Source organism: Vagococcus sp. WN80Y, assembly GCF_059621045.1.
In genome coordinates this window covers 20,841-41,026 of the sequence record NZ_JCAQHY010000167.1, presented here as the reverse complement: position 1 = coordinate 41,026, position 20,186 = coordinate 20,841, and the positions used below count along the sequence as shown (strand labels likewise).

General features: G+C 38.4%; 15 protein-coding genes. All 15 read right to left on the bottom strand.

All coding sequences use genetic code 11. From position 1 onward, the window contains the following. Nucleotides 1-7: 7 nt before the first annotated feature. Nucleotides 8-832 carry a PTS system mannose/fructose/sorbose family transporter subunit IID gene (locus AC5KOD_RS16500; RefSeq protein WP_496915677.1) on the bottom strand — a complete coding sequence of 275 codons (825 nt, stop codon included), beginning with the start codon at nucleotides 830-832 and terminating at the stop codon, nucleotides 8-10. Continuing rightward, nucleotides 829-1,653, bottom strand: coding sequence for a PTS mannose/fructose/sorbose/N-acetylgalactosamine transporter subunit IIC (locus tag AC5KOD_RS16495; RefSeq protein WP_496915676.1), 825 nt, complete (start codon nucleotides 1,651-1,653; stop codon nucleotides 829-831). The genes AC5KOD_RS16500 and AC5KOD_RS16495 overlap by 4 nt, the downstream gene beginning before the upstream one ends. A 27-nt stretch (nucleotides 1,654-1,680) precedes the next feature. Continuing rightward, nucleotides 1,681-2,181 (bottom strand): PTS sugar transporter subunit IIB, encoded by a 501-nt coding sequence (locus AC5KOD_RS16490; protein ID WP_496915675.1) that lies wholly within the window; start codon nucleotides 2,179-2,181, stop codon nucleotides 1,681-1,683. A gap of 3 nt (nucleotides 2,182-2,184) precedes the next feature. Beyond that, nucleotides 2,185-2,832 (bottom strand): pyrophosphatase PpaX, encoded by a 648-nt coding sequence (gene ppaX, locus AC5KOD_RS16485; RefSeq protein WP_496915674.1) that lies wholly within the window; start codon nucleotides 2,830-2,832, stop codon nucleotides 2,185-2,187. Between the two features lie 17 nt (nucleotides 2,833-2,849). Further along, nucleotides 2,850-3,266 (bottom strand): PTS sugar transporter subunit IIA, encoded by a 417-nt coding sequence (locus AC5KOD_RS16480; protein WP_496915673.1) that lies wholly within the window; start codon nucleotides 3,264-3,266, stop codon nucleotides 2,850-2,852. Between the two features lie 152 nt (nucleotides 3,267-3,418). After that, entirely contained in the window at nucleotides 3,419-6,043 is a 2,625-nt protein-coding gene (locus AC5KOD_RS16475; RefSeq protein ID WP_496915672.1) for a sigma 54-interacting transcriptional regulator, read from the bottom strand. 133 nt (nucleotides 6,044-6,176) lie between these two features. After that, nucleotides 6,177-6,983, bottom strand: a complete 807-nt coding sequence (locus AC5KOD_RS16470) for a MurR/RpiR family transcriptional regulator (protein ID WP_496915671.1) — start codon at nucleotides 6,981-6,983, stop codon at nucleotides 6,177-6,179. Nucleotides 6,984-7,061: 78 nt separating this feature from the next. Continuing rightward, entirely contained in the window at nucleotides 7,062-8,399 is a 1,338-nt protein-coding gene (locus AC5KOD_RS16465; RefSeq protein ID WP_496915670.1) for a 6-phospho-alpha-glucosidase, read from the bottom strand. A gap of 112 nt (nucleotides 8,400-8,511) precedes the next feature. Continuing rightward, on the bottom strand, nucleotides 8,512-10,074 hold the full coding sequence (locus tag AC5KOD_RS16460) for a PTS transporter subunit EIIC (protein ID WP_496915669.1): 1,563 nt from the start codon (nucleotides 10,072-10,074) through the stop codon (nucleotides 8,512-8,514). A 221-nt stretch (nucleotides 10,075-10,295) separates the two neighbouring features. Next, a complete protein-coding gene (locus AC5KOD_RS16455) occupies nucleotides 10,296-12,137 on the bottom strand; it encodes an ABC transporter ATP-binding protein (RefSeq protein ID WP_496915668.1) in 1,842 nt (613 codons plus the stop codon). A gap of 15 nt (nucleotides 12,138-12,152) precedes the next feature. Continuing rightward, nucleotides 12,153-14,534 (bottom strand): ABC transporter ATP-binding protein, encoded by a 2,382-nt coding sequence (locus AC5KOD_RS16450; protein ID WP_496915667.1) that lies wholly within the window; start codon nucleotides 14,532-14,534, stop codon nucleotides 12,153-12,155. Then, nucleotides 14,534-14,980 carry a MarR family winged helix-turn-helix transcriptional regulator gene (locus AC5KOD_RS16445; RefSeq protein ID WP_496915666.1) on the bottom strand — a complete coding sequence of 149 codons (447 nt, stop codon included), beginning with the start codon at nucleotides 14,978-14,980 and terminating at the stop codon, nucleotides 14,534-14,536. The genes AC5KOD_RS16450 and AC5KOD_RS16445 overlap by 1 nt, the downstream gene beginning before the upstream one ends. A gap of 236 nt (nucleotides 14,981-15,216) precedes the next feature. Beyond that, nucleotides 15,217-16,695 carry an SdrD B-like domain-containing protein gene (locus AC5KOD_RS16440; RefSeq protein WP_496915665.1) on the bottom strand — a complete coding sequence of 493 codons (1,479 nt, stop codon included), beginning with the start codon at nucleotides 16,693-16,695 and terminating at the stop codon, nucleotides 15,217-15,219. A gap of 1,142 nt (nucleotides 16,696-17,837) precedes the next feature. Beyond that, on the bottom strand, nucleotides 17,838-19,268 hold the full coding sequence (locus tag AC5KOD_RS16435; protein WP_496915664.1) for an amidohydrolase: 1,431 nt from the start codon (nucleotides 19,266-19,268) through the stop codon (nucleotides 17,838-17,840). 24 nt (nucleotides 19,269-19,292) lie between these two features. Then, on the bottom strand, nucleotides 19,293-20,171 hold the full coding sequence (gene sdaAA, locus AC5KOD_RS16430; protein ID WP_496915663.1) for an L-serine ammonia-lyase, iron-sulfur-dependent, subunit alpha: 879 nt from the start codon (nucleotides 20,169-20,171) through the stop codon (nucleotides 19,293-19,295). Nucleotides 20,172-20,186 lie beyond the last annotated feature (15 nt).

Sequence of the window (20,186 nt, the reverse complement as noted above, 5' to 3'; positions counted from 1 at the left end):
TCTCCTTTTAAACAATTCCTAATAACCCAAAAACGATTGACAAAACAAAAATTCCTAACATAATCCAATTTATATTGATACGTTTCCGAAGTAAATACAGACACGTAACAGTAATTAATAATGGAACAAGCCCTTTAAACAGTTGATCTAAATAGTCTTGAATCATTATTGGATCGGCCTCGCCAATAGTCAGCGAAAGGGCCGTCTTAAATTTTACATTAGAGGCTGTCATACACCCCATCATCATTAAGCCAAGCGTACTTGCTGCTTTAGTCAAAATTTTCATCCCGCCATTAGAATAAACTCGTTCAATAAATGTCGAGCCTACACTATACCCCACGTAAGTAAAATAAAAGGAAAGAAAAACAGCTGGAACATTATAAATTAATAGGAAGAGGATAGGTCCTAAAAATGAACCCTCCATCGATAAACTGATCCCGATACTTGCAGCTATTACCCTTAAAATCCCTTGAAAGAACGTGTCTCCAATCCCTGCTAAAGGGCCCATTAATGAGGCTTTAACGGCTGTAATTGATTGATCATCAAAATCAGCTCGCGTACTTCTCTCCTTCTCCATCGAAGCAGCAATTCCCAAAATCAAATTTTCTACATGAGGCGTTGAATTAAACCATGAAACATGGCGTACCAACGCTTCTGCTTGCTCTTGATCGTCTTTATAAAAGCGACGAATAGCTGGCATCATCGAAAAAGCAAACCCACTAGCGTGAAACTTTGTTGGCCCCATTCTATCAGCATGTAAGGCGAATGAGCGTATTGCCATTGAATTCAACATTTTTCGTTCTTCTTTTGTGATATTTTCTGTCATTTTCATGAGAAAAAGTCCTCCTCTTCTTGCTCATCTTCAGTTAAATCAGCATGAGACGAGCTCGCTACAACTGACTGCTTAACAGTCGCCAGATCTAACACTTCTTTGTCGCGGAATGCGGTCACCACAACCACGGCAATTCCAATACACGCGACAGCAACTGCCGGTAACTCTAAATAGACTGTCAAAATAAAGCCAACTAAATAAAATATCGCTAATTTATTGTCCCATAACATCTTCATCAATGTTGCAAACCCGACGGCAGGTAACAAGCCACCAGCGGTTTCTAAGCCTGCCATCAAAGCCTCTGGAATATGCTTAACTAGTGCTTCGATCGCCGATGACCCGACATAAACACCAACAAAAGCCATTAATGCATAAATACCATAGTAGATAAACCAAGAAAAGAAATGAATAAATGTAATTCCTTTTTGATTATTTTCGGCTGCATACCGATCCAAAATCGGTGCAAAAATAATCATGACACCATTTTTTAATATTAATAAAACAAATGCGGCTAAAATCCCAATCGGTATCGTCAAAGTAACAGATGCTTCCTGACTAATATCTGTCACTACTGCAAAGGTGACTGCTAGTACTGTCGCAATTGCAGGTTCAGATGAAATGACCCCTCCAACATTAATTGCTCCCATGAAGACCGCTTCCAGCGTTCCCCCAATAATTAAACCAGTCTGCAAGTCACCTAGAAATAATCCCGCAACTGCCCCAACAACTATCGGTCGATCAATATAACTGTTTCCAGTTAAATAGGCACCACCGTAGCAAATAAAAATGACTAACATCGCTAACAAAGCTTCATTTAACATGACTCATCTTCCTTTCTAATTTTACGATTAACTCTTACCATCGATCAGCTTGGGAATAGTCAATTTGCTTGAACTTGGTAGGCCTTGAGAAAATACCTCAACATGTGCTAACTCATCCAATTTTTTCAAATAATCTATTTCAACTGGATTAAGGGCGACAGCCGAATTAAATCTAATAATTTGGCTCTTATCAGTTTGATCAAATCTGCCTGCATTGGCTACATTCACTTCTTTAATTTCCAACACATTTCTAGCCACCTCATAAGCATCCTTGACACAATTCGTAATAACAAATATTTTCATACTGCTACCACGCGGGTCATTTAACACTTCAATCGAATCGGCGACACTCCGAATAAGTAATTTTTTCCCAGTTGGAGCGGCCATTTTCATTGTCATTTGAGTGACCTCATTTTTTGCCGCTTCATCGTTCGCAACTAAAATAGCCGAGGCATCCAACTCTTTTGTCCAAACTAACGCTACTTGTCCATGAATCAAACGATCATCTACTCGAACCTGTACAATCATTTACTACACTCCCTTCTTTTCTCCAACAATTTCTAGCAAGTCTTCCATCTTATCAATAATATAATGTGGCTTGTATGGTTGAATCTCTGTCACATTTTTTTGCGACCATGAAACAAAAACACTTGGGATATTCGCATTGTTGGCCGCTTCAATATCCTGCCAATTGTCACCAACCATTAATGTATTAGAGGAATCAGCATGGATATGCTTCATTGCCAATTCAAGTGGCTCTTGGTGTGGTTTATGTCTAACACAATCATCACCGCCGATCACGACATCAAACAAATCAATTAATCCAAATAATTGCAACCCATGCTCGACTCGTGCCCGCCTTTTCATTGAAACAATCCCCATCGTAATCCCTTGATCCTTTAATTTCTGCAAGACATCTGCTACATTAGGGAAAAGACTGACCATTTCATCATGATGCTTATCATTAAACTCACGGTAAGCTACCCTAATTTCTTCTGCCTTATCTGGATAAATCTCTCGATAAGCATCAATCAATGACACACCATTAAATTTTTTCACCTCCTCCTCTGTATACTGATAATCACCATATTTATTCAACGCATACATATTGGATTCATTAATTAACCGATTACTGTCTAACAATGTGCCATCCAAATCAAATAGAATATTTTTTATCATTACACAACCCCTCCTCACTAATTAAAAAAGTCTTGCTCTGTCTCTTTGATCGCTTGTGCGCTCACTAGTTTAACTTGACTATCTGCTATTAAATGGGTCAACATCTCATCTGAAATTGGTGTGTTTTCCAATAAAACAGATAAGACTATAGGTAAATTCATGCCTGTAATTTGTCGAATATTAAGCAGTCTCTTTTCTGCTATAAGAGATAATACTTTTTGATTGACGCTCCCACCATAGATATCTGTAAAAATGAAAACCTCATCTGTACCTGATAATGTCTCAATAAACGCTTTAATTTGTTCCGTATAGTCTGTTTCATCCACATAAGCATCAATCGTTTCAATTGACTTCTCCATACCTGTTAAAATAGCAATTGAGTTTTTCAAACCACTTGCTAATTTTCCATGGGATGCTAACAAAATTTTTTTCATGTGCATACTCTCCTTTCAAATTGATTGCTACTTCACTTTTATATAAGCAACTTACGTGCCAAGTTTAATCCTCCCTAAGAAGCTGATAGTAACAGCTTTTATAGGCAATAAAAAAAGTGTTGAAGCCTGAATTTCAGGTTCAACACTTTCAACTAATGAATGGATTTAAACAATTCAAACAATAAATTGATTTCATACTCATTGATTTCTATTTTATACATATCTTCGACCTGCTTGAAAAATTGTTTCGTTATCACGCGGAAATCTTCTTCCTCCTTGGAGATACTTTCCACGGACTCGGTATCAAATTCTCGATCTGTTAGTAATCTTTCGATTAACAATGCCATATGCATGTACAAATTTAACTTCACTTTTCTTTCTAAATTCAATTTGAAGTATGTTTCATAACTTGATAAAATATCTTCGACTTGCTCAATCACAACTTTGGGATTTAAAAATTGTAAACGGTCTCCCACTCCCTCAATCGAAAAGAAATGTAAAAATTCAGTCAATAGCTGATCAAAGGCGTTCTTCTCAATCCATGGAGAGACAATTTGATAGAAATGTTGTTCCTCCTGTTTATCCCAAATATCATAAATATTTAAAAAAGGAATTTCAAAGCCATGAGTCAAATTAGTCGTTGTCAATATGCACTTCGTTTTCGAAAAATAATCTTTGTCATTGTGTAGAATTAACTGCTTTAAAGTAGAAAAATCTAACACTAAAATCTCAATTTCCTCTGATAAGTATTTTCTCAATATTTCCTGAATTTTTTCTGATATCCCTAAGCCCGACATACAAGATACAATGATGGTCGGAGATTGTGAAAAGCCCTCATAGTAGCGTGCATCTATTTGATAGTCTTGGGAAGATGTCGCAATTTCAGAAAATGGCGCATGAGCCAATAATTTGAGACCAATGTCTAACCCAATTGACGTCGTCAAATTATTAATCACCAATAAATCACCCTCGAGATAATGATTAATTTCAGAATAAATTTGATTAAGAGAACCCATATCGACTAAAAGAATAAAGCCTTCTTTCGTATCAAATTCGCTAATCAATTTAATAACTTCATCAATAATATCCTGCATTGTTGTTTCAATCGGCATATCAATAGCATCAAATACGTAGTTGCCACATAATTTATTAACTACCTTTTGAATACTACTTGCAGTATCAGCACCATGTGCCATCATCAAGCCATGAAGTTTAATCTCTTCATTAACCACTTGACTCAGTAAAAGGGTCAACAGACAGCCACTGTTTTCTACGCCTTTACCGATATACTTAGTCAGCTCTTTTTCAATAAAACTCGCAACACGATAGGCCCGCGGTTTTTGTTTAAATAAAAGCTGTCTTACCTTAGCCAATGTTGATGGGCTTACATCGTCAAGTAACATAAAATGCCCCACCATTTGTGCAATCTGTCCGCCATCAGACAAACCAAAAGTTCCTTCCATCGTCTCTCTTACTCTAATCACAATCATTTCCTCAAAATAATTTTCATAAGTAGGACTCCTGTTTGAGAAATAGTAGGCATCGTACTCCTTTATTTTTAAAATATAGGCCATAAAATCAATTGCTTGTGTACTATCTTCTTGTAACAATTGTTCCCAAAGTTCTCCCATCTCACTATGAAGTTGCTTAATATGGCCAGTAAATTCAGCTACCTCTTTCTCAGGATAATCAGAAACAACTAAATCTCGAGTAATTCTTCGATCATTTAAAATTGGTCTAACTAATTTTTGAGTTTCCATTTCTACTAAAGAAACCGTTATCTTTTCTGAATGTGGCTGACCTCGATATGCCCGTGCACAACTAACTTGAATATTGTTTTCCAGCTGACCAATATTCCCTGCAAGCTGATGAAAACACAAAATATTTAAAACATCCGCATTAATGATGATTTCTTTCTGAATTTTTTGGGCCTCTTCTGAAAAAATGTGCTGAACCAGTTGGATTCTCTCATACAAAGGTCGCTCATCAAAACGAGTTAAATAAACAGAAATAGGTATTCTTCTCCTGAACGTATTTAGTAGCACTGTTGTCGGGTTTTCAGTTGTTGCAAAAATTAAACGAACAGTCGATTTAACATTTTTAACATTTTCACCAATAGGTCTAAATTGTCCAGTATCCATAAAAGAGAATAATTTTTCCTGATTTTCTGGTGATAATCGATGAACCTCATCTAAAAATAGAAATCCGCCATCTGCCGCTTTTAATAGCCCGGTATTTTCAGATATAGCGCCAGTAAACGCGCCTTCCACATGACCAAACAGAGTCGATGACAAAAGTTCAATATTATTCGCATAGTCCGCACAATTGAGTACATAATACGGAGCATCAGACGGTATCACCTGTTCTTTTTTTGCATAATCATAAATCAATGACGCAAAGAAACTCTTTCCCACACCACTTTCTCCAGTAATCAGGATGTTTAATCCTTTCGGTGGATACAGCACAGCAGCTTTACATTTTTCTACTGCCTTTTCCTGACTGCCATAACTACCGATAAAACGCTCAAAGGGGTCACTATCCTTCAAACGTTTCTCAATCACTGGCATTATTTCTGGATTAACCGACCATAGAACTGGCTTGCCAATTTTTTTTATTAATTTGTTTTCTTGATAAAGTTGATTAAGGTATAAACTAATAACAGAACGGCTCAACCCCAATTTGTCACCTATTTCACTCGTTGTAAAACAACTATCACGTGCCATTGTATGATTGTCACAAAAAAATTGCCAGACATTATCTTTCGCTGTCATTTTCATTTTTCGCCCTCTTTTCCCTATTATTTCCCCAATACCTATTTTTTAATGAACCTTATTTAAAATGAAAGACAAGCATAGTCTTCTTACCCTCTACCATTTTTTAAGCTAATTATTTATCTATATTTAAGATCAATCAATCGCCTTTTATTCTCTGATAATCAATAAACCCAAAAGCAAATGCTTCAACTAGGGTAAAGAAACTAGAGGCACTTTGTAGCCACCAATCCTGTGGAATTGGACTTCTACTACTAGAAGCATACAAATTGTAGGTCGCTTGTCCAGATAACCAATTACTTTTAAAATTGGTGATAGAGATAATCTCTGCTTGCCTAATTTTTAAGATAGTCAAAATCCCTTCGAGGCTTCTATTTTCCCCTGAAAGAGACAATAAAAAGATCACATCCGATTCTTTAAGCTGTTCGACGATCCGTTTAAATTCAACAGAATCAGCGCTACCGGGAATCACTTGAACAGGTTTGCCGATTAAAAGAAACATCCTTTGTAGCTCAGCTGCTTGATTTTGTTGGGTCACGCCTGTAGAAATAACAAAAATTCGCGAACTTTTCTCAATCACTTGGTAGATTGCCGTCCAATCCGCTTCACGAATGTAGGTTAAGGTTTCTTCAACATCCTTCAATGTTTGCTTAAAAAAAGAAGAAGCTGGCTCTGTTAATGAATGAGAAGAGGTCTCCCACTTTAAGTAATTCTTCATCTCACTATACCCAGTAAAACCTAATTTCTGCGAAAAACGAATGACAGATGATTTAGAAGACAGGCTTTGCTTAGCAAATGTTGTGACACTCATATCGCCAATTCTATTATCATTTTCCATCACAAACTTACTTATAGCTAAATCTGTTTCACTTAACTGATCAAAATTTTGATGCAAGAGCTCATTAAAGGTCATTTTTTTCACGTCAATTCTTTTGATTTGAATCATTTCTCACAATAAAAAAAGCTAATGAGAAACAACCCATTAGCTTCTTTATATCATAAACCCATCATTTTTCCTAGCTGTTTAAACTAATTCTGGCCAATACTCTTTGTTCGCTTCGATCAACTCATCTAAGATATCCTTAGCCACACTTGCACTTGGAACAATCTTGGACAATGTTAATGCTTGCCATAATTTCTGATACGATTTTTCAAGATAAGCTTGCACAACTAATTTTTCTACAGAGACTTGCTGCTCAATCATCCCTTTTTGGAATTGAGGAATTTTCCCCATCGCTAAAGGCTCATAGCCTCTTTTACTGACAATACAAGGAACCTCAACCATCGCTTCAGCATCAATATTCACTATTGCCCCATTATTAGGAACAATCAATAGCATTCTCTCATACGTATTATACGCAAGCGCTCCTGCCAATTGAACCACAAATTCAGCATGTTCTCCTGCCTCAATAGTCGTGTCTTTCGCCGTTCCTGCCTCAGCAATTCGCTGACATTCCGCAAAAACATTCTTTTCACGGTGATCCATAACCTCATTTGCTCGCGTGTATGTAGGGTCAGAATGAGCCACTACATAATCAGGATACAAATAGTATTTCAAATAAGTATTTGGCACTGTTTCAGGGTCCACTGCGTAAATATCCTTAGCTTTTTGGAATGTATCCATCCAGCTAGCTTCGGCTAATAAAGGATTATTCAAATCATCCCCCGCTGCGCTATAGCCCCATTTAGCAACATGTTCTTTCAATTTCGGTAATAAATCATTGCCTTTACGGTCAGTCATTTCTGTCCACCAACCAAAGTGATTTAAACCATAATAACGCTCAACAATCTCATTTTCATGGGCCAGTCCCATAATATCAGCAATCGATTTTTTAATCGCAACCGGCATATCACAAATGTTGATAATCTTAGCATCTGGGCGTAAGACACGAGCTGCCTCAGCCACTATAGAGGCTGGATTTGAATAATTAAGCATCCAAGCATCTGGGGAATACTTTTCCATATAATCAACCAGCTCAATCACTCCTGGAATTGAACGCATCGCATAAGCCACCCCACCAGGTCCACAGGTTTCTTGCCCTACAACTCCATATTTTAAAGGAATCTTCTCATCCTTTTCTCTCATCGGTAAGCCACCGACGCGAATATGTGCCATGACAAAATCAACATCAGTAAAAGCTTCCTCTGGATCAGTGGTAGCTGAAAATTCGATTTCTGGCGCCCGCTCTCTGACAATCACCTCGCAAGCATCCGCAACTATTTTTTGTCTCTGCTCATCATTGTCATAAAACTTTAGCTTTCTAAGTGGAAATTTATCTTGATTTTCAATTAACATCATCACAATGCCCGCCGTATAAGTACTACCTCCACCAGCAATTACAACAGATTGTTTTTTTAACATAGTTAATTCCTTCTTTCGTTTTCGATTACTTCTATTTTAAGCTCTGACTCTCTCAATTCAAGCCTTTTCCCCATATCTGGAACTAGGTCCAACAATTGACACCTCACGAACACTACTCGACAATCCCTAATTCATCACAAACAGCTTCTTTAAAAGCCGGCACACTCATCCCAATAATTACTTGAACATTCGTCCCATTCATCACAATACCTTTTTGTTGAGAACATCTCTTTAGCTGCTCTTCACTGACCTTGTTACTATCTTTGACCGTTATTCGTAAACGAGTGAAACAATTTGTAATGGTCTCAATATTTTCTTCGCCACCAAGACCTTGAATAACGAGAGTAACATCCTCGCTTGTAATTCCAGCCGACTCCTCTTCAGTTGAGACACTCATATTAACTGACAAACCGTCAGTCGTAACCAAGCTTTCTTCCCGCCCTGGTGTTTGCAAGTTAAATTTCTTAATAAGGAAAACAAATGTTAGGTACCAAATAACGCCCATAATCAGTCCAACGATTAAGACTAAATAAAATTTTGAAACACTTGGTGGTATCACAGAATTTGAGACAACCGTATCAATTAAGCCGTACAGCATATAAGTTCGCGCCCCAATCGCCCACAATACAACTTCCGAAATAGCTGTTAACAAACTGTGAACTAACCATAATAATGGTGAAGCAAATAGGAATGAGAAATCTAACGGTTCAGTAATACCTGCTACCGCACCAACAAAAACAGAGGGCAAGATCATGCCTTTAATCTCTTCTTTACGCTCTTTACGAGCACAGTGAATAAGAGCTAACCCAACTGCAATCGAGCCAAAAATTTTAACAAACCCAAAAGTCGCAAATCGTAATGACGGATCTAGTGATGTCACCGTACCAATATTCGCCATCTCTGCATAAAAAATATTAACAGCCCCACTGTAAACCTCACCAGCAATTTCAGCTGTTCCACCTAATGCCGTAAAACAAAATGGCATCCAGAGTAAATGATGTAAGCCAGTCGGAATCAAGAAACGATTGCCAAAAGAATACAAAAACACGCCAAGTAAACCAGCTGTTAAAATAACATCAGACAACGAATTAATCCAGCCATTAATAACCGGCCAAACATAACATAGCGCAATTGCTAAAACCAATGTAATTGGAATCATCAAAATAAAAGTAAAACGTGATCCCCCATAGATACTAAATAAATCAATAAACTCTACTTCCGAATACTTATTGTGGATATAAGCTGTCAGACATCCCAAAAGCATCCCTAAAAAGACATTCATGTCCACAACCTGAAAGCCTAAAACCATCCCTTGACCTGTCCCGAAAAGCCCCATTGCCCCTTCTTCAGCTAAAAGTCCATTTAAGTTTAACCAAGCATTGTTCGCCGCCAAAAAGAATAAAAAGACAATCAGTGACAATAATCCTGCCTCAACTTTTTTCTTGTTTGCCATCGATGACGCAATGCCGACACAGAAAATCACTGCCAGATTGTTCATCATGGCATCCATCATCGTTTTAATTAATAATCCAATAGTTTTCAAAAATGATGGCATAAACTCTAATTGAAAAATAACAGCCACTGCTAAAAATAACCCCATAACAGCCATAAATTTAATTGGCATAATAGCTGAACGCGAAAATTTTTGCATGGCCTCTTTTGCTTTTTCTCCCATTAACTTACTTTCTCCTTTTCAATCATTTGAGTGTACATCTCTTATCTCTAAATTAGCATAGAATAATAGCGCTCACAACACCTTCACTAGCAAGTGGACCAAAGTCCAGAGCTTGGACATCAAGAAACGCCACTCTCGCCATTCTGCTGACACTTATCGTAGTACACAAAAAAACTGATCCAGCACTCCTAAAAGTGTTGAATCAGTTCTTAAATGTCTTTCTAGTCCTCAGCTACTTCTTCAAATTGCGAGTTATAAAGAGAGGCGTAGAAGCCACCTTCTGCTAGCAATTCTTCATGTGTGCCTTGTTCTTTAATATCGCCATCTTGCATATATAAAATCTTATCAGCATCTTTAATGGTTGACAAGCGGTGAGCAATAACGAAAGACGTCCGACCGTCCATCAAGTTATTCATGGCCTTTTGAATCAATCCTTCTGTTCGTGTATCAACAGACGATGTCGCTTCATCCAATATTAAGATCGGTTTTTCGGCTAAAATTGCCCGCGCAATCGTTAATAATTGTTTTTGACCTTGTGAAATATTAGATGACTCTTCATTCAGTACCATGTTATAGCCACCAGGTAAGGTTTGGATAAAATGATGGACATGAGCTGCTCTTGCTGCTTCATAAACCTCTTCGTCTGTAGCCTCTAAACGACCATAACGAAGATTTTCCATAATCGTTCCTTTAAACAACCACGTATCTTGAAGAACCATTCCGATATTTTTCCGTAAATCTTCACGATTAAAGTCTCTAATATCATAGCCATCGATTTTAATCGCACCCGAATTAACATCATAGAAACGCATCAACAATTTAACCATCGTTGTTTTACCAGCACCAGTTGGCCCAACAATCGCCACCGTCTGACCTGGCTCAACATGGGAGCTAAAGTCATTAATGATTGTTTTATCTGGTGTGTAACCAAAGTTAACATGTTCAAAGTCTACCATACCTTTAGCTTTATCAATTTTAACAGGATTTTCAGCCAGCTGCTCTTCTTCATCCTCTTCTAAAAACTCAAAGACACGTTCAGCAGCCGCAGCCATTGATTGTAGCATGTTAGACACTTGTGCTAATTGCGCAATCGGTTGAGTCAAGTTACGAACATATTGGATAAAGGCTTGAATATCTCCTACTGTAATGGAACCATTATAAGCCATAATCCCACCGACAATCGCAACAGCTACATAACCTAAGTTGCCGACAAAGTTCATAATCGGTTGCATCAAACCAGACAAAAATTGAGATTTCCATGCTGATTTAAATAAAATATCATTTTGTTCCTTAAATTCTTTTAATGAATTTTCTTCCTCATTGAACAGACGAACAATGTTGTAACCACCGATTGTTTCTTCAACCTTACCATTGATAACACCTAGGTATTCTTGTTGTGTCTTAAAGTATTTTTGTGAGTTTTTCACGACAAACATAATTAGAACAAAAGAAATTGGCACTATTAAAATGGCCACTCCAGTCATCTTAACGGAGATCGATAACATCATCACGATAACCCCAATAATAGTGAAGGTTGACGTAATTAATTGCGTAATCGACTGATTAAGTGATTGACCAAGAGTATCAACGTCATTGGTAATCCGTGACAAAACCTCACCTGTCGTACGACTTTCGAAGTAATTCATCGGCATGCGATTGATTTTTTCAGAAATTTCTTTACGCATTCTGTAAGTAATTTTTTGCGAAATAGTTGACATGATCCAGCCTTGAACAACACCAAAGGCTGCTGCCACTAAGTACAGTCCTAGCATAAAGAGCAGGATACCACCGATTTTTTCAAAATCAATGCCGCCAGTTCCTTGATACTTTTTAATTAAGCCATTAAACAATTCAGTAATGGCCTTCGATAAGATTTTTGGGCCCCAAATATTAAACACTGTTGAGGCAACTGCAAAGATCATTACAAAGAAAACAGGAATTTTATAAGCGCCAATATAAGACACTAACTTCTTAATGGTTCCCTTAAAATCTTTGGCTTTTTCTACTGGTGCAATCTGTCCAGGTCCACCGCCACGAGGGCGATTTTGTCTTTTTTCTGTCATTATAGTCGCTCCTCCCTATTCGGCTTCTTCTATGCCTAATTCAGCATTGCTTAACTGTGATTGAGCAATTTCTTGATAGACGGTTGATGATTCCATTAACTTTTCGTGTGTCCCTTGATCAACGATTCGCCCTTTATCTAGGACAATAATATTGTCAGCGTGGAGAATTGTTGAGATTTTTTGAGCGACAATAATTTGTGTCGCATCCTTAATTGTTTCAGATAAAGCTTTACGCAAGGCCACATCCGTTTTGTTATCTAGAGCTGAAAACGAATCATCGAAGATCAATATTTTAGGATTTTTAGCTAGAGCACGTGCAATTGACAACCGTTGTTTTTGTCCACCAGAAACATTAGTACCACCTTGAGAAATTTCTCGCTCGTACCCTTTTTCATTGGAACTGATGAACTCATCAGCTTGAGCAATTTCGGCCGCTTTACGCATTTGCTCATCTGAAATCTCAGCATCACCAAATTTAATATTTGAGGCAATGTCCCCTGAGAATAACACACCTTTTTGTGGCACAAATCCAATAATCTCATGTAATTTATGCAAGCTCAGCTCACGAACATCAATGCCATCAATCGTAATCCGCCCACCTGTTACATCAAACAGTCGAGGAATTAAGTTAGCAATCGTTGATTTTCCAGAACCAGTTGACCCAATTAATGCGGTTGTTTGACCAGGCTTCGCAACGAAATTAATATGATGCAAGACATCTTCATCAGCATCGCCATAACGGAAGTTAACAGCTTCAAATTTAACTTCACCTTTAAAATCATGAACATCTTTTGGTTGCTCTGGATCTTTAATTGTTGGAACAGTCCCTAAAACTTCTTCTACACGACTAGCCGCAACATTGGCACGAGGAAGAATAATAGATACCATAGATAACATCATAAATGACATAACAATCTGCATTGTATAAGTGATGAATGCCATCATATCTCCAACTTGAAGTTGTCCTGCATCCATATTATGACCACCGACCCACACAATCAGAACAGAAATACCATTCATCATTAGCATCATCACGGGCATCATAATAGACATCGAACGGTTAACAAATAGTTGAGTTTTCATCAAATCTTTGTTAGCACCATCAAAGCGTTTTTCTTCATACTTTTCACGAGAAAAAGCTCGAATAACAGGTAAACCAGTGATGATTTCACGAGACACTAAGTTGACTCTATCAACTAAGTTCTGTAAAGCTTTGAATTTAGGCATAGTGAATATCAATAACGTTCCAACTAAAATTAAAACCGCAGATACAGCTACGCCAAGAATCCAGCCCATGCCAGTTCCAGTTTTATACACTTCGTAAATACCGCCGATACCCAAAATTGGCGCATATAGAACCATCCGCATGATCATCACAATTGCCATTTGCATTTGTTGAATGTCATTGGTATTCCGCGTAATTAATGAGGCTGGCGAGAATTTTTCCATTTCAGTATTTGAAAACTGAAGAGTTCTCTCATATTGCCCCACTCGTAAGTTACGTCCAACAGCTGCCGCGACTAAAGAGGCAATTAAGCCAACAATCACAGCTGCTACAGCGGCGATTAGGGTTAAAACAACCATTTTCGTCCCTGTTTTAACCATGTAATCTGTTTGGATTTGTTGAGTATCCATTTTCAATGCCTTATATTCAGCTAACGTTAATTGAATACCAACTGTTTTCATAGAATCTTCGCCTAGGTCACCTAAGCCAGCCTTAGTTTCCTTACGGGCTGCTTCGACTTTAGCCGGCATGCCATCTGTTTTGGCAGTGATAGAATCAGCTAGCTTTTTAGCCTCTTCTCCTTTAGTAGCCGCCTCAGCTCCAAGTGTCTGAGCCTCTGTCGCTTTTGTAGCTGCTGTCGCAGGATCAGTCGCTGTAGCTGCTGCCTCTCCCGCTGCCTGAGCTTGCTCACCTAATGATTTAGCTTCAGCCCCTAACTCTTTTGCTTTAGCAGCATCAGCGGAAATAGCTTTATAATCATCCATAATCGCTTTTGCTTCACTTGCATTTGCTGATTCCTTCGCTTGAGAAGAAGCTAGCATCATCATTGGCAGATTGAAAATATCTGCTAACTTAGCTTTAGTCATCCCATCTTGAAGCTTTAATTGATAGACTTCAACTTTTTTACTGTCAATAGTTTCAGTTTTTAACTGATAATTATCTTCAATTGTTTGTTTCTCCTTATCGGTCATGAACATTTCAATCCCTTGGAGAGTCGTTTTTCTAATTTTTTCAGGAGTGGAATATTCTAATCCTCCCTGTTGGATACCGACGTCAACGATATCTGATGTTAAGTTTGGCAAACTTAACTCACTACGTGCCTGTACGAACAATAGCGCAAGAACGACGATGACGGCATACCAGTATTTACCAAGATGTTTAAAAATCTTCACTATTGGTCACCTTCCTCTTTCAGGGATAATTTGTGGGAGCAATCAACGAATTTCGTCATCAGCTCTACGAACTTTCTAGTATCCTCTTCGCCCATTTGGGTAAAAATCTTGATGATTTTATCGTGCATTTGTTTCTTTTCTGCATTGGCCACTTTTCGACCACACTTTGTTAGGCTGACATTAATCCGACGACGATCTTCTGGGTCCATGTCACGAACGATCTGTCCCTTTTTCTCTAAACTACCTAATAGAACGGCAATTCGAGCACTAGATAAATTAAGTGATTCAGCCAAATGTTTCGGACTAGTTGGTTCACCTAGCAAATCAAGAAACTTGATGAGCACTGTTTCTCCTTGATTACTTTTTTCAATTCGTTTAAATGCGCCATGACGATTTTCAACCATTAAACGAAGGAACTCTCGTTCAGCTTCTTCTGCGAATGTCATATGATTCCTCCTTCTCTCAAACTCGTTACAATATTAATAGCTAACACTGTTAGTAACTAATACTGTTTGATATTAACGCAGATAGGTATCGAAGTCAAGGGTCACGTCTCGAAAAAAGAAATGAATACGTTCGCAAAAAAAATTGATAGTTATTAACGGTTAGGTCCCGTCATTTCAACAAAAAACCACCTCTCTAGAAAACTAGAAAAGTGGTTCTTGTATTTAGTTAATTTCGTCTAATTTGGTGCAATGGCAATATCTTGTTTCAATTTATAATTTGTCGTCGCTCCGCTTAGTTGATACATCGCCACAATCTGCTTCTCCGCTAACGCACTTGGAATATCTTCGCCTGTATAGCGAGTGGTCACAACCTCATCCGTTTCCGCTACCAAGTACAGCTTCGTCTCATAAGGAAGCCCTCTAATCGTGTAGCTACCAGTCTTTTCAGGCGTCGTAACAGTCATCAATAAGTTACCCGCTTCATTATAGATAGAAAGATTAATCGCCTTTTGAGCTTCACGCGGTGAACCATTACGAATCCCATCACCGTTTGTATCAACAAAAGCAACACCATTAATAGAAACTAAAGACCGAATCCCAATTTGAATATCCGTCGTCTTAGTTACCTTGAAATTAGAGAAGTCATAAGCATTTCCCCAATTATCAGCAATAATCAACTTCATTCCAGGAACATATTCTAATAATTTTGTCAGATTTCTAGTTTTTTCTAATAAATTAAGCAAAGAAGTCCCAGTTTTTTCGTCTAGCAGTTGATCAATATTTAACCCATCAACTTGCTCAACCACCATTCTAAAGAAGCTCGCAAGCGACTTAATATACTCAGTATCTGGATTGGTCGTTAAATCCCCAGAATTAATCAACTCTGGATCATTCAGAAGCTCCTCAGTAATATTCCCATCTAGAATATCCAATAAAGCATATAATCTGGCCAAATCACCACCCATTAAGCCTAAATTATAAGGGGAACGAAACGCAACATAACCTCCTGCTTCAACATTGGCAAACTTAAGCGGCGCATTTCCTTTGGTCGTATCTAAAATAATCGCACCATCGCCAAGGTTTATCGTTCCTTTAATAGCCCCTGTCGTAATATTACTCATATCAAGATTAGCCAAGCCATCAGTGGCAATCAATTGAGCTAACTTTTCAATATTAACAAACACCATCGTTTTGTAGTTCTCTAATTTCTCATCTGAGTCCAAAATGCCATTCAAATTCAAATCCTGAAAAACATGAAAATTAAGGTCTAAAGGCTTAGACACCGCTAAGTTTTTCACTGTAACAAGTCTCGATACATTTACCTCGACAATATCATTCAGTGACTCTCCATCGCTTGTAACAACCGTCCCCGATTGCTTAATCGCCAAAAGATCAGTCTCTTGAGCAAATTTCAAATAATACGTTCCACGACTTAATCGTTTAAAATGGTAACCTCCTAAAAAGTTAGTCGCCGCAGTCGCAACAGGTGCCTGTCCATTGACCGCCTCTTCAACTGTTCTATAAAGCGAGACTTGCTTATACTTAATCGGCGTTTCAAAGTTTTTTACATCATAGTTACCATTTTTATTGTCGTCTTTAAACAGCGTCCCTGAAACAGAATACAGTGAAGCCGCTTCAGATTTCCCTCCCCCTAACAAGATAAATAGCAGACCCAAGATCGCAGTCATTACCACTTTGTTCATATGCTTCTTCATTACTAACTCCTCCTATTTCATTATCACTCATTTTATGAACTGAATTATCCTATTCAATCCATACATTAATCATACCTTTTCACAGATAAAATTGGAAGACGTTTCCATAACATTAGTCATTTACTTATTTTTTATTGCAAAAAACAATAACATTAACCTGAAATATCTTCTGTTAGTTGGCAGCCGCTCTAACAAACAACATACTCTTCTCCTTGATTTTTAAATACTATTTTTTTGAACTGGTTAATATTTCCCTAAAAGCAACTACTTCACCATCAATTTGTCTTCCACCCTACTTCTCAACTAATAACGTTCTCCCTATTTTTTTAAACGTGTTATCATATTTAAACTGCTCCAAGATCGATAACTATTTTTGTAATGATAACATGCTAAAAAAGCTGGGGGAATTTCTATTCTTCCCAACTTTTTTGTCTATCTGTATATTGGCTACATTTGAAAACTAACTATTTTTGTGCTCTTCTCCACTACGTTTCTTATTTTACGATCACTCTAACAACAGGAACTATTGCCAATTATGGTCAATAAAATATAATCTTGTTATTCTTCAAAAAAATCTCAACCTGTTCAAATCCTAAAAAGCGTACATCTGATAGCGACTCACTGTGATGTTAATTTCTTATTACCACCATATAAAGACTGATACAACAACCTTTACATGATTCAACTACGGCTGTAGGACGTTGTTTCAACTTTGTATGCGTTTGACGGACATCCGATTTTCAATTAACTCCAAAGTTGTTATTAATCGCTCTTACAACACCGCCACTAACATAGAGTCAAGCTTCTTTTATTCTACTTATATCACAGTTTTCTAAAACTTGTCTAATCAAGACCAGACCTCATATAGCTCTAACTTACCCATATAGCTATTACTGACCCACACATTTTTTTGAAAATATCCTCTATTCAGCCTTTACACAACCTTCTCTATCTTTTCAAGAATAAAAACAAGGGAAAAGCAGTAATTTAACAAAGAAAAGGGAAGATAAACATTTTCTATAGCCTTAGATATACTTCCCCTCCAATCACGCTTAAAATTATAGCATCAAAAAACAGGTCCTCTCCTTTTAGAAAGAACCTGCTTGTTCTATGACAATGATTGTTAGAAATCAACTCACTTTTTAAGTTGGTTTAACCTCTTTTGGAATAGCTGATTGATAGACTGCACCATTTAACGCTTGCTGATGCTCGGCTTTGGCTTTTGCTAACAGTTCTGGTTGGGTTAACAAGTCATAGGCCGTCGTTGCAATCACTTTCCCGGCTGACAAGAAGCCTTTATGAGCTGCTGCTGATTTTCCATTTGCTACCCACTGCCAAGAATGAGGCGGGGTTCCTTGGGGTTCGCAAGCCACTGTCACTTGGGCAGTTGGCACGACCCAGCTAACATCGCCGACGTCTGTTGAACCAGAGGTTTTATCAGAAAAACTTAAAGGTAACATTTTAGTTAAATAAGGTTGCTGACTAAGTTTTTTGACCTCTTTGTCACTATATTGTGGGAACAAAGCCTTGGCTCTTTGATACAAGCCTTCTTTTGCAGCTTCTGGTAGACTATCGTAGTAACGTTGACCGTAAGCTTGATCCTCATCCGTCAGCCCCATATCAGCAACATCTTTCAAGTTATCATACATCGCAGTTGTCATTGCTTGGTTAGGAACATAGTTAGCACATGCTGAATCAAAGACAATCTCTAATTCTGTCTCCGTCATAAGCGCAGCCCCTTCTGCTATTTTGTTAACACGCTTGTATATTTCTTCGGCTTGAGCAAGCTTTGGTGCGCGGATAAAGTAGTAGAGGTTAGCCGTTGGTTGAACAACGTTAGCTGATTCGCCGCCTGCATCCATAAAGGCATAATGAACTCGTCCAGAATCAATGATGTGCTCTCTTAAAAACTGTACTCCAATATTCATCAATTCAGCTGCATCTAAAGCACTTCGCCCTTGTTCAGGTGCCGCCGCCGCATGAGCTGAGATTCCTTTAAATTTGTAATAAATCTGATAGACTGCCAAGCTACTATCGCCCCACGCCATATTAACATCCATTGGATGCCAAGCTAAAGCAGCATCAATTCCATCGAATACGCCATCTCGCGCCATAAAGGCCTTGCCGTACCCACTCTCTTCAGCTGGACAGCCAAATAATTTAATTGTTCCTGGCAAATTAGCTTGCTCCAGATAATCCTTAATTCCAACAGCTCCTGCTAATGCTCCGATTCCTAATAAATTGTGTCCACAGCCGTGACCATTTCCACCGCTAACTTCCGCCTGCTGCTCACCTAAATCTGCTACTTGGCTTAAGTTTCCAAGAGCATCGTACTCAGCCAAAATACCTATGACAGGCTCGCCACTTCCATAAGTTGCGACAAAAGCATGCTCCATATTAGCCAAGCCTTTTTCAATCTTAAAGCCTTCTTTTTCCAAAATCGTGTAATAAGGCTGTACCGATTGAGTTGTTGCAAAACGTGTTTCTGGAGTCCCCCAGATACAATCTGCTGCCTCAATAAATTCTTGACGTTTCTTTTCAATTAACTCTGCAATTTGCTGTTTAGCGTTCATTTTATTCTTCCTTTCTCTACTGTTTTAAGCTCGATCTATTCCAAAAAGTTCTTTTGCGATCCGTTTACCTGTTGCGGTTCCGGCTAAACCACCAATTCCCGTTTCACGAATATCTGCCGGCATATTTCGACCCACTCGATACATCGCTTCAATAACTTCATCTGCCGGAATTTCACTTTCCACTCCTGCCAAAGCCATCTCCGCTGCTGTAATCGCATTAGAGGTCCCTCCAGCATTACGTTTGATACAAGGGATTTCAACTAATCCCGCAACCGGATCACAAGCCAAGCCGATTAAATTATTAAGAGCAATCGCAAAACCATGAGCGGCTTGACGTGGTGTCCCACCTGCTAATTCAACTAAAGACGCAGCAGCCATTGCCGATGCGGAACCAATTTCCGCTTGACAGCCACCTTCTGCCCCTGATATCATCGCGTTATTTGCTACCACAAACCCAAAAGCAGCTGAGGTGAACAAGAACTGAATCATCTCTTCTCGTGGTGTCTGCCATTTCTCACTAAAGGCTAACAGTACTCCCGGTACAACGCCTGCCGAACCGGCTGTCGGAGTCGCGCAAATCATGCCCATAGCTGCGTTGACTTCATTGGTTGCCACAGCATAGCACAAGGCTTTTACAAAGGTCTGATCAGTCAAAACCGTTTTAGTATCAAGATACGCTTGAAGCTTCTTAGCATCATAGCCCGTTAATCCCGAATGCGAACGAACCCCCGCAACGCCTCTCTCCACAGCCATTTCCATGGTTTTTAAATTTAATTCCATTTGATTCATGATATCCACACGTTCTCTGCCGGAAACTTCTGCTTCTTGAGAGATCATGATGGTTGAAATCTTACAGTGCTCTTTTTCTGCTAATTGCACTAATTCTTCAATTGAACCAAACATGCCAATCCCTCCTCG

What these genes read in the sequence shown, in the direction of transcription:
- sdaAA (WP_496915663.1), bottom strand. Translation starts at nt 20,171, where the DNA reads ATGTTTGGTTCAATTGAAGAATTAGTGCAATTAGCAGAAAAAGAGCAC.
- AC5KOD_RS16500 (WP_496915677.1), bottom strand. Translation starts at nt 832, where the DNA reads ATGAAAATGACAGAAAATATCACAAAAGAAGAACGAAAAATGTTGAAT.
- AC5KOD_RS16465 (WP_496915670.1), bottom strand. Translation starts at nt 8,399, where the DNA reads ATGTTAAAAAAACAATCTGTTGTAATTGCTGGTGGAGGTAGTACTTAT.
- ppaX (WP_496915674.1), bottom strand. Translation starts at nt 2,832, where the DNA reads ATGATAAAAAATATTCTATTTGATTTGGATGGCACATTGTTAGACAGT.
- AC5KOD_RS16495 (WP_496915676.1), bottom strand. Translation starts at nt 1,653, where the DNA reads ATGTTAAATGAAGCTTTGTTAGCGATGTTAGTCATTTTTATTTGCTAC.
- AC5KOD_RS16440 (WP_496915665.1), bottom strand. Translation starts at nt 16,695, where the DNA reads ATGAAGAAGCATATGAACAAAGTGGTAATGACTGCGATCTTGGGTCTG.
- AC5KOD_RS16445 (WP_496915666.1), bottom strand. Translation starts at nt 14,980, where the DNA reads ATGACATTCGCAGAAGAAGCTGAACGAGAGTTCCTTCGTTTAATGGTT.
- AC5KOD_RS16435 (WP_496915664.1), bottom strand. Translation starts at nt 19,268, where the DNA reads ATGAACGCTAAACAGCAAATTGCAGAGTTAATTGAAAAGAAACGTCAA.
- AC5KOD_RS16475 (WP_496915672.1), bottom strand. Translation starts at nt 6,043, where the DNA reads ATGAAAATGACAGCGAAAGATAATGTCTGGCAATTTTTTTGTGACAAT.
- AC5KOD_RS16460 (WP_496915669.1), bottom strand. Translation starts at nt 10,074, where the DNA reads ATGGGAGAAAAAGCAAAAGAGGCCATGCAAAAATTTTCGCGTTCAGCT.
- AC5KOD_RS16455 (WP_496915668.1), bottom strand. Translation starts at nt 12,137, where the DNA reads ATGACAGAAAAAAGACAAAATCGCCCTCGTGGCGGTGGACCTGGACAG.
- AC5KOD_RS16480 (WP_496915673.1), bottom strand. Translation starts at nt 3,266, where the DNA reads ATGAAAAAAATTTTGTTAGCATCCCATGGAAAATTAGCAAGTGGTTTG.
- AC5KOD_RS16470 (WP_496915671.1), bottom strand. Translation starts at nt 6,983, where the DNA reads ATGATTCAAATCAAAAGAATTGACGTGAAAAAAATGACCTTTAATGAG.
- AC5KOD_RS16490 (WP_496915675.1), bottom strand. Translation starts at nt 2,181, where the DNA reads ATGATTGTACAGGTTCGAGTAGATGATCGTTTGATTCATGGACAAGTA.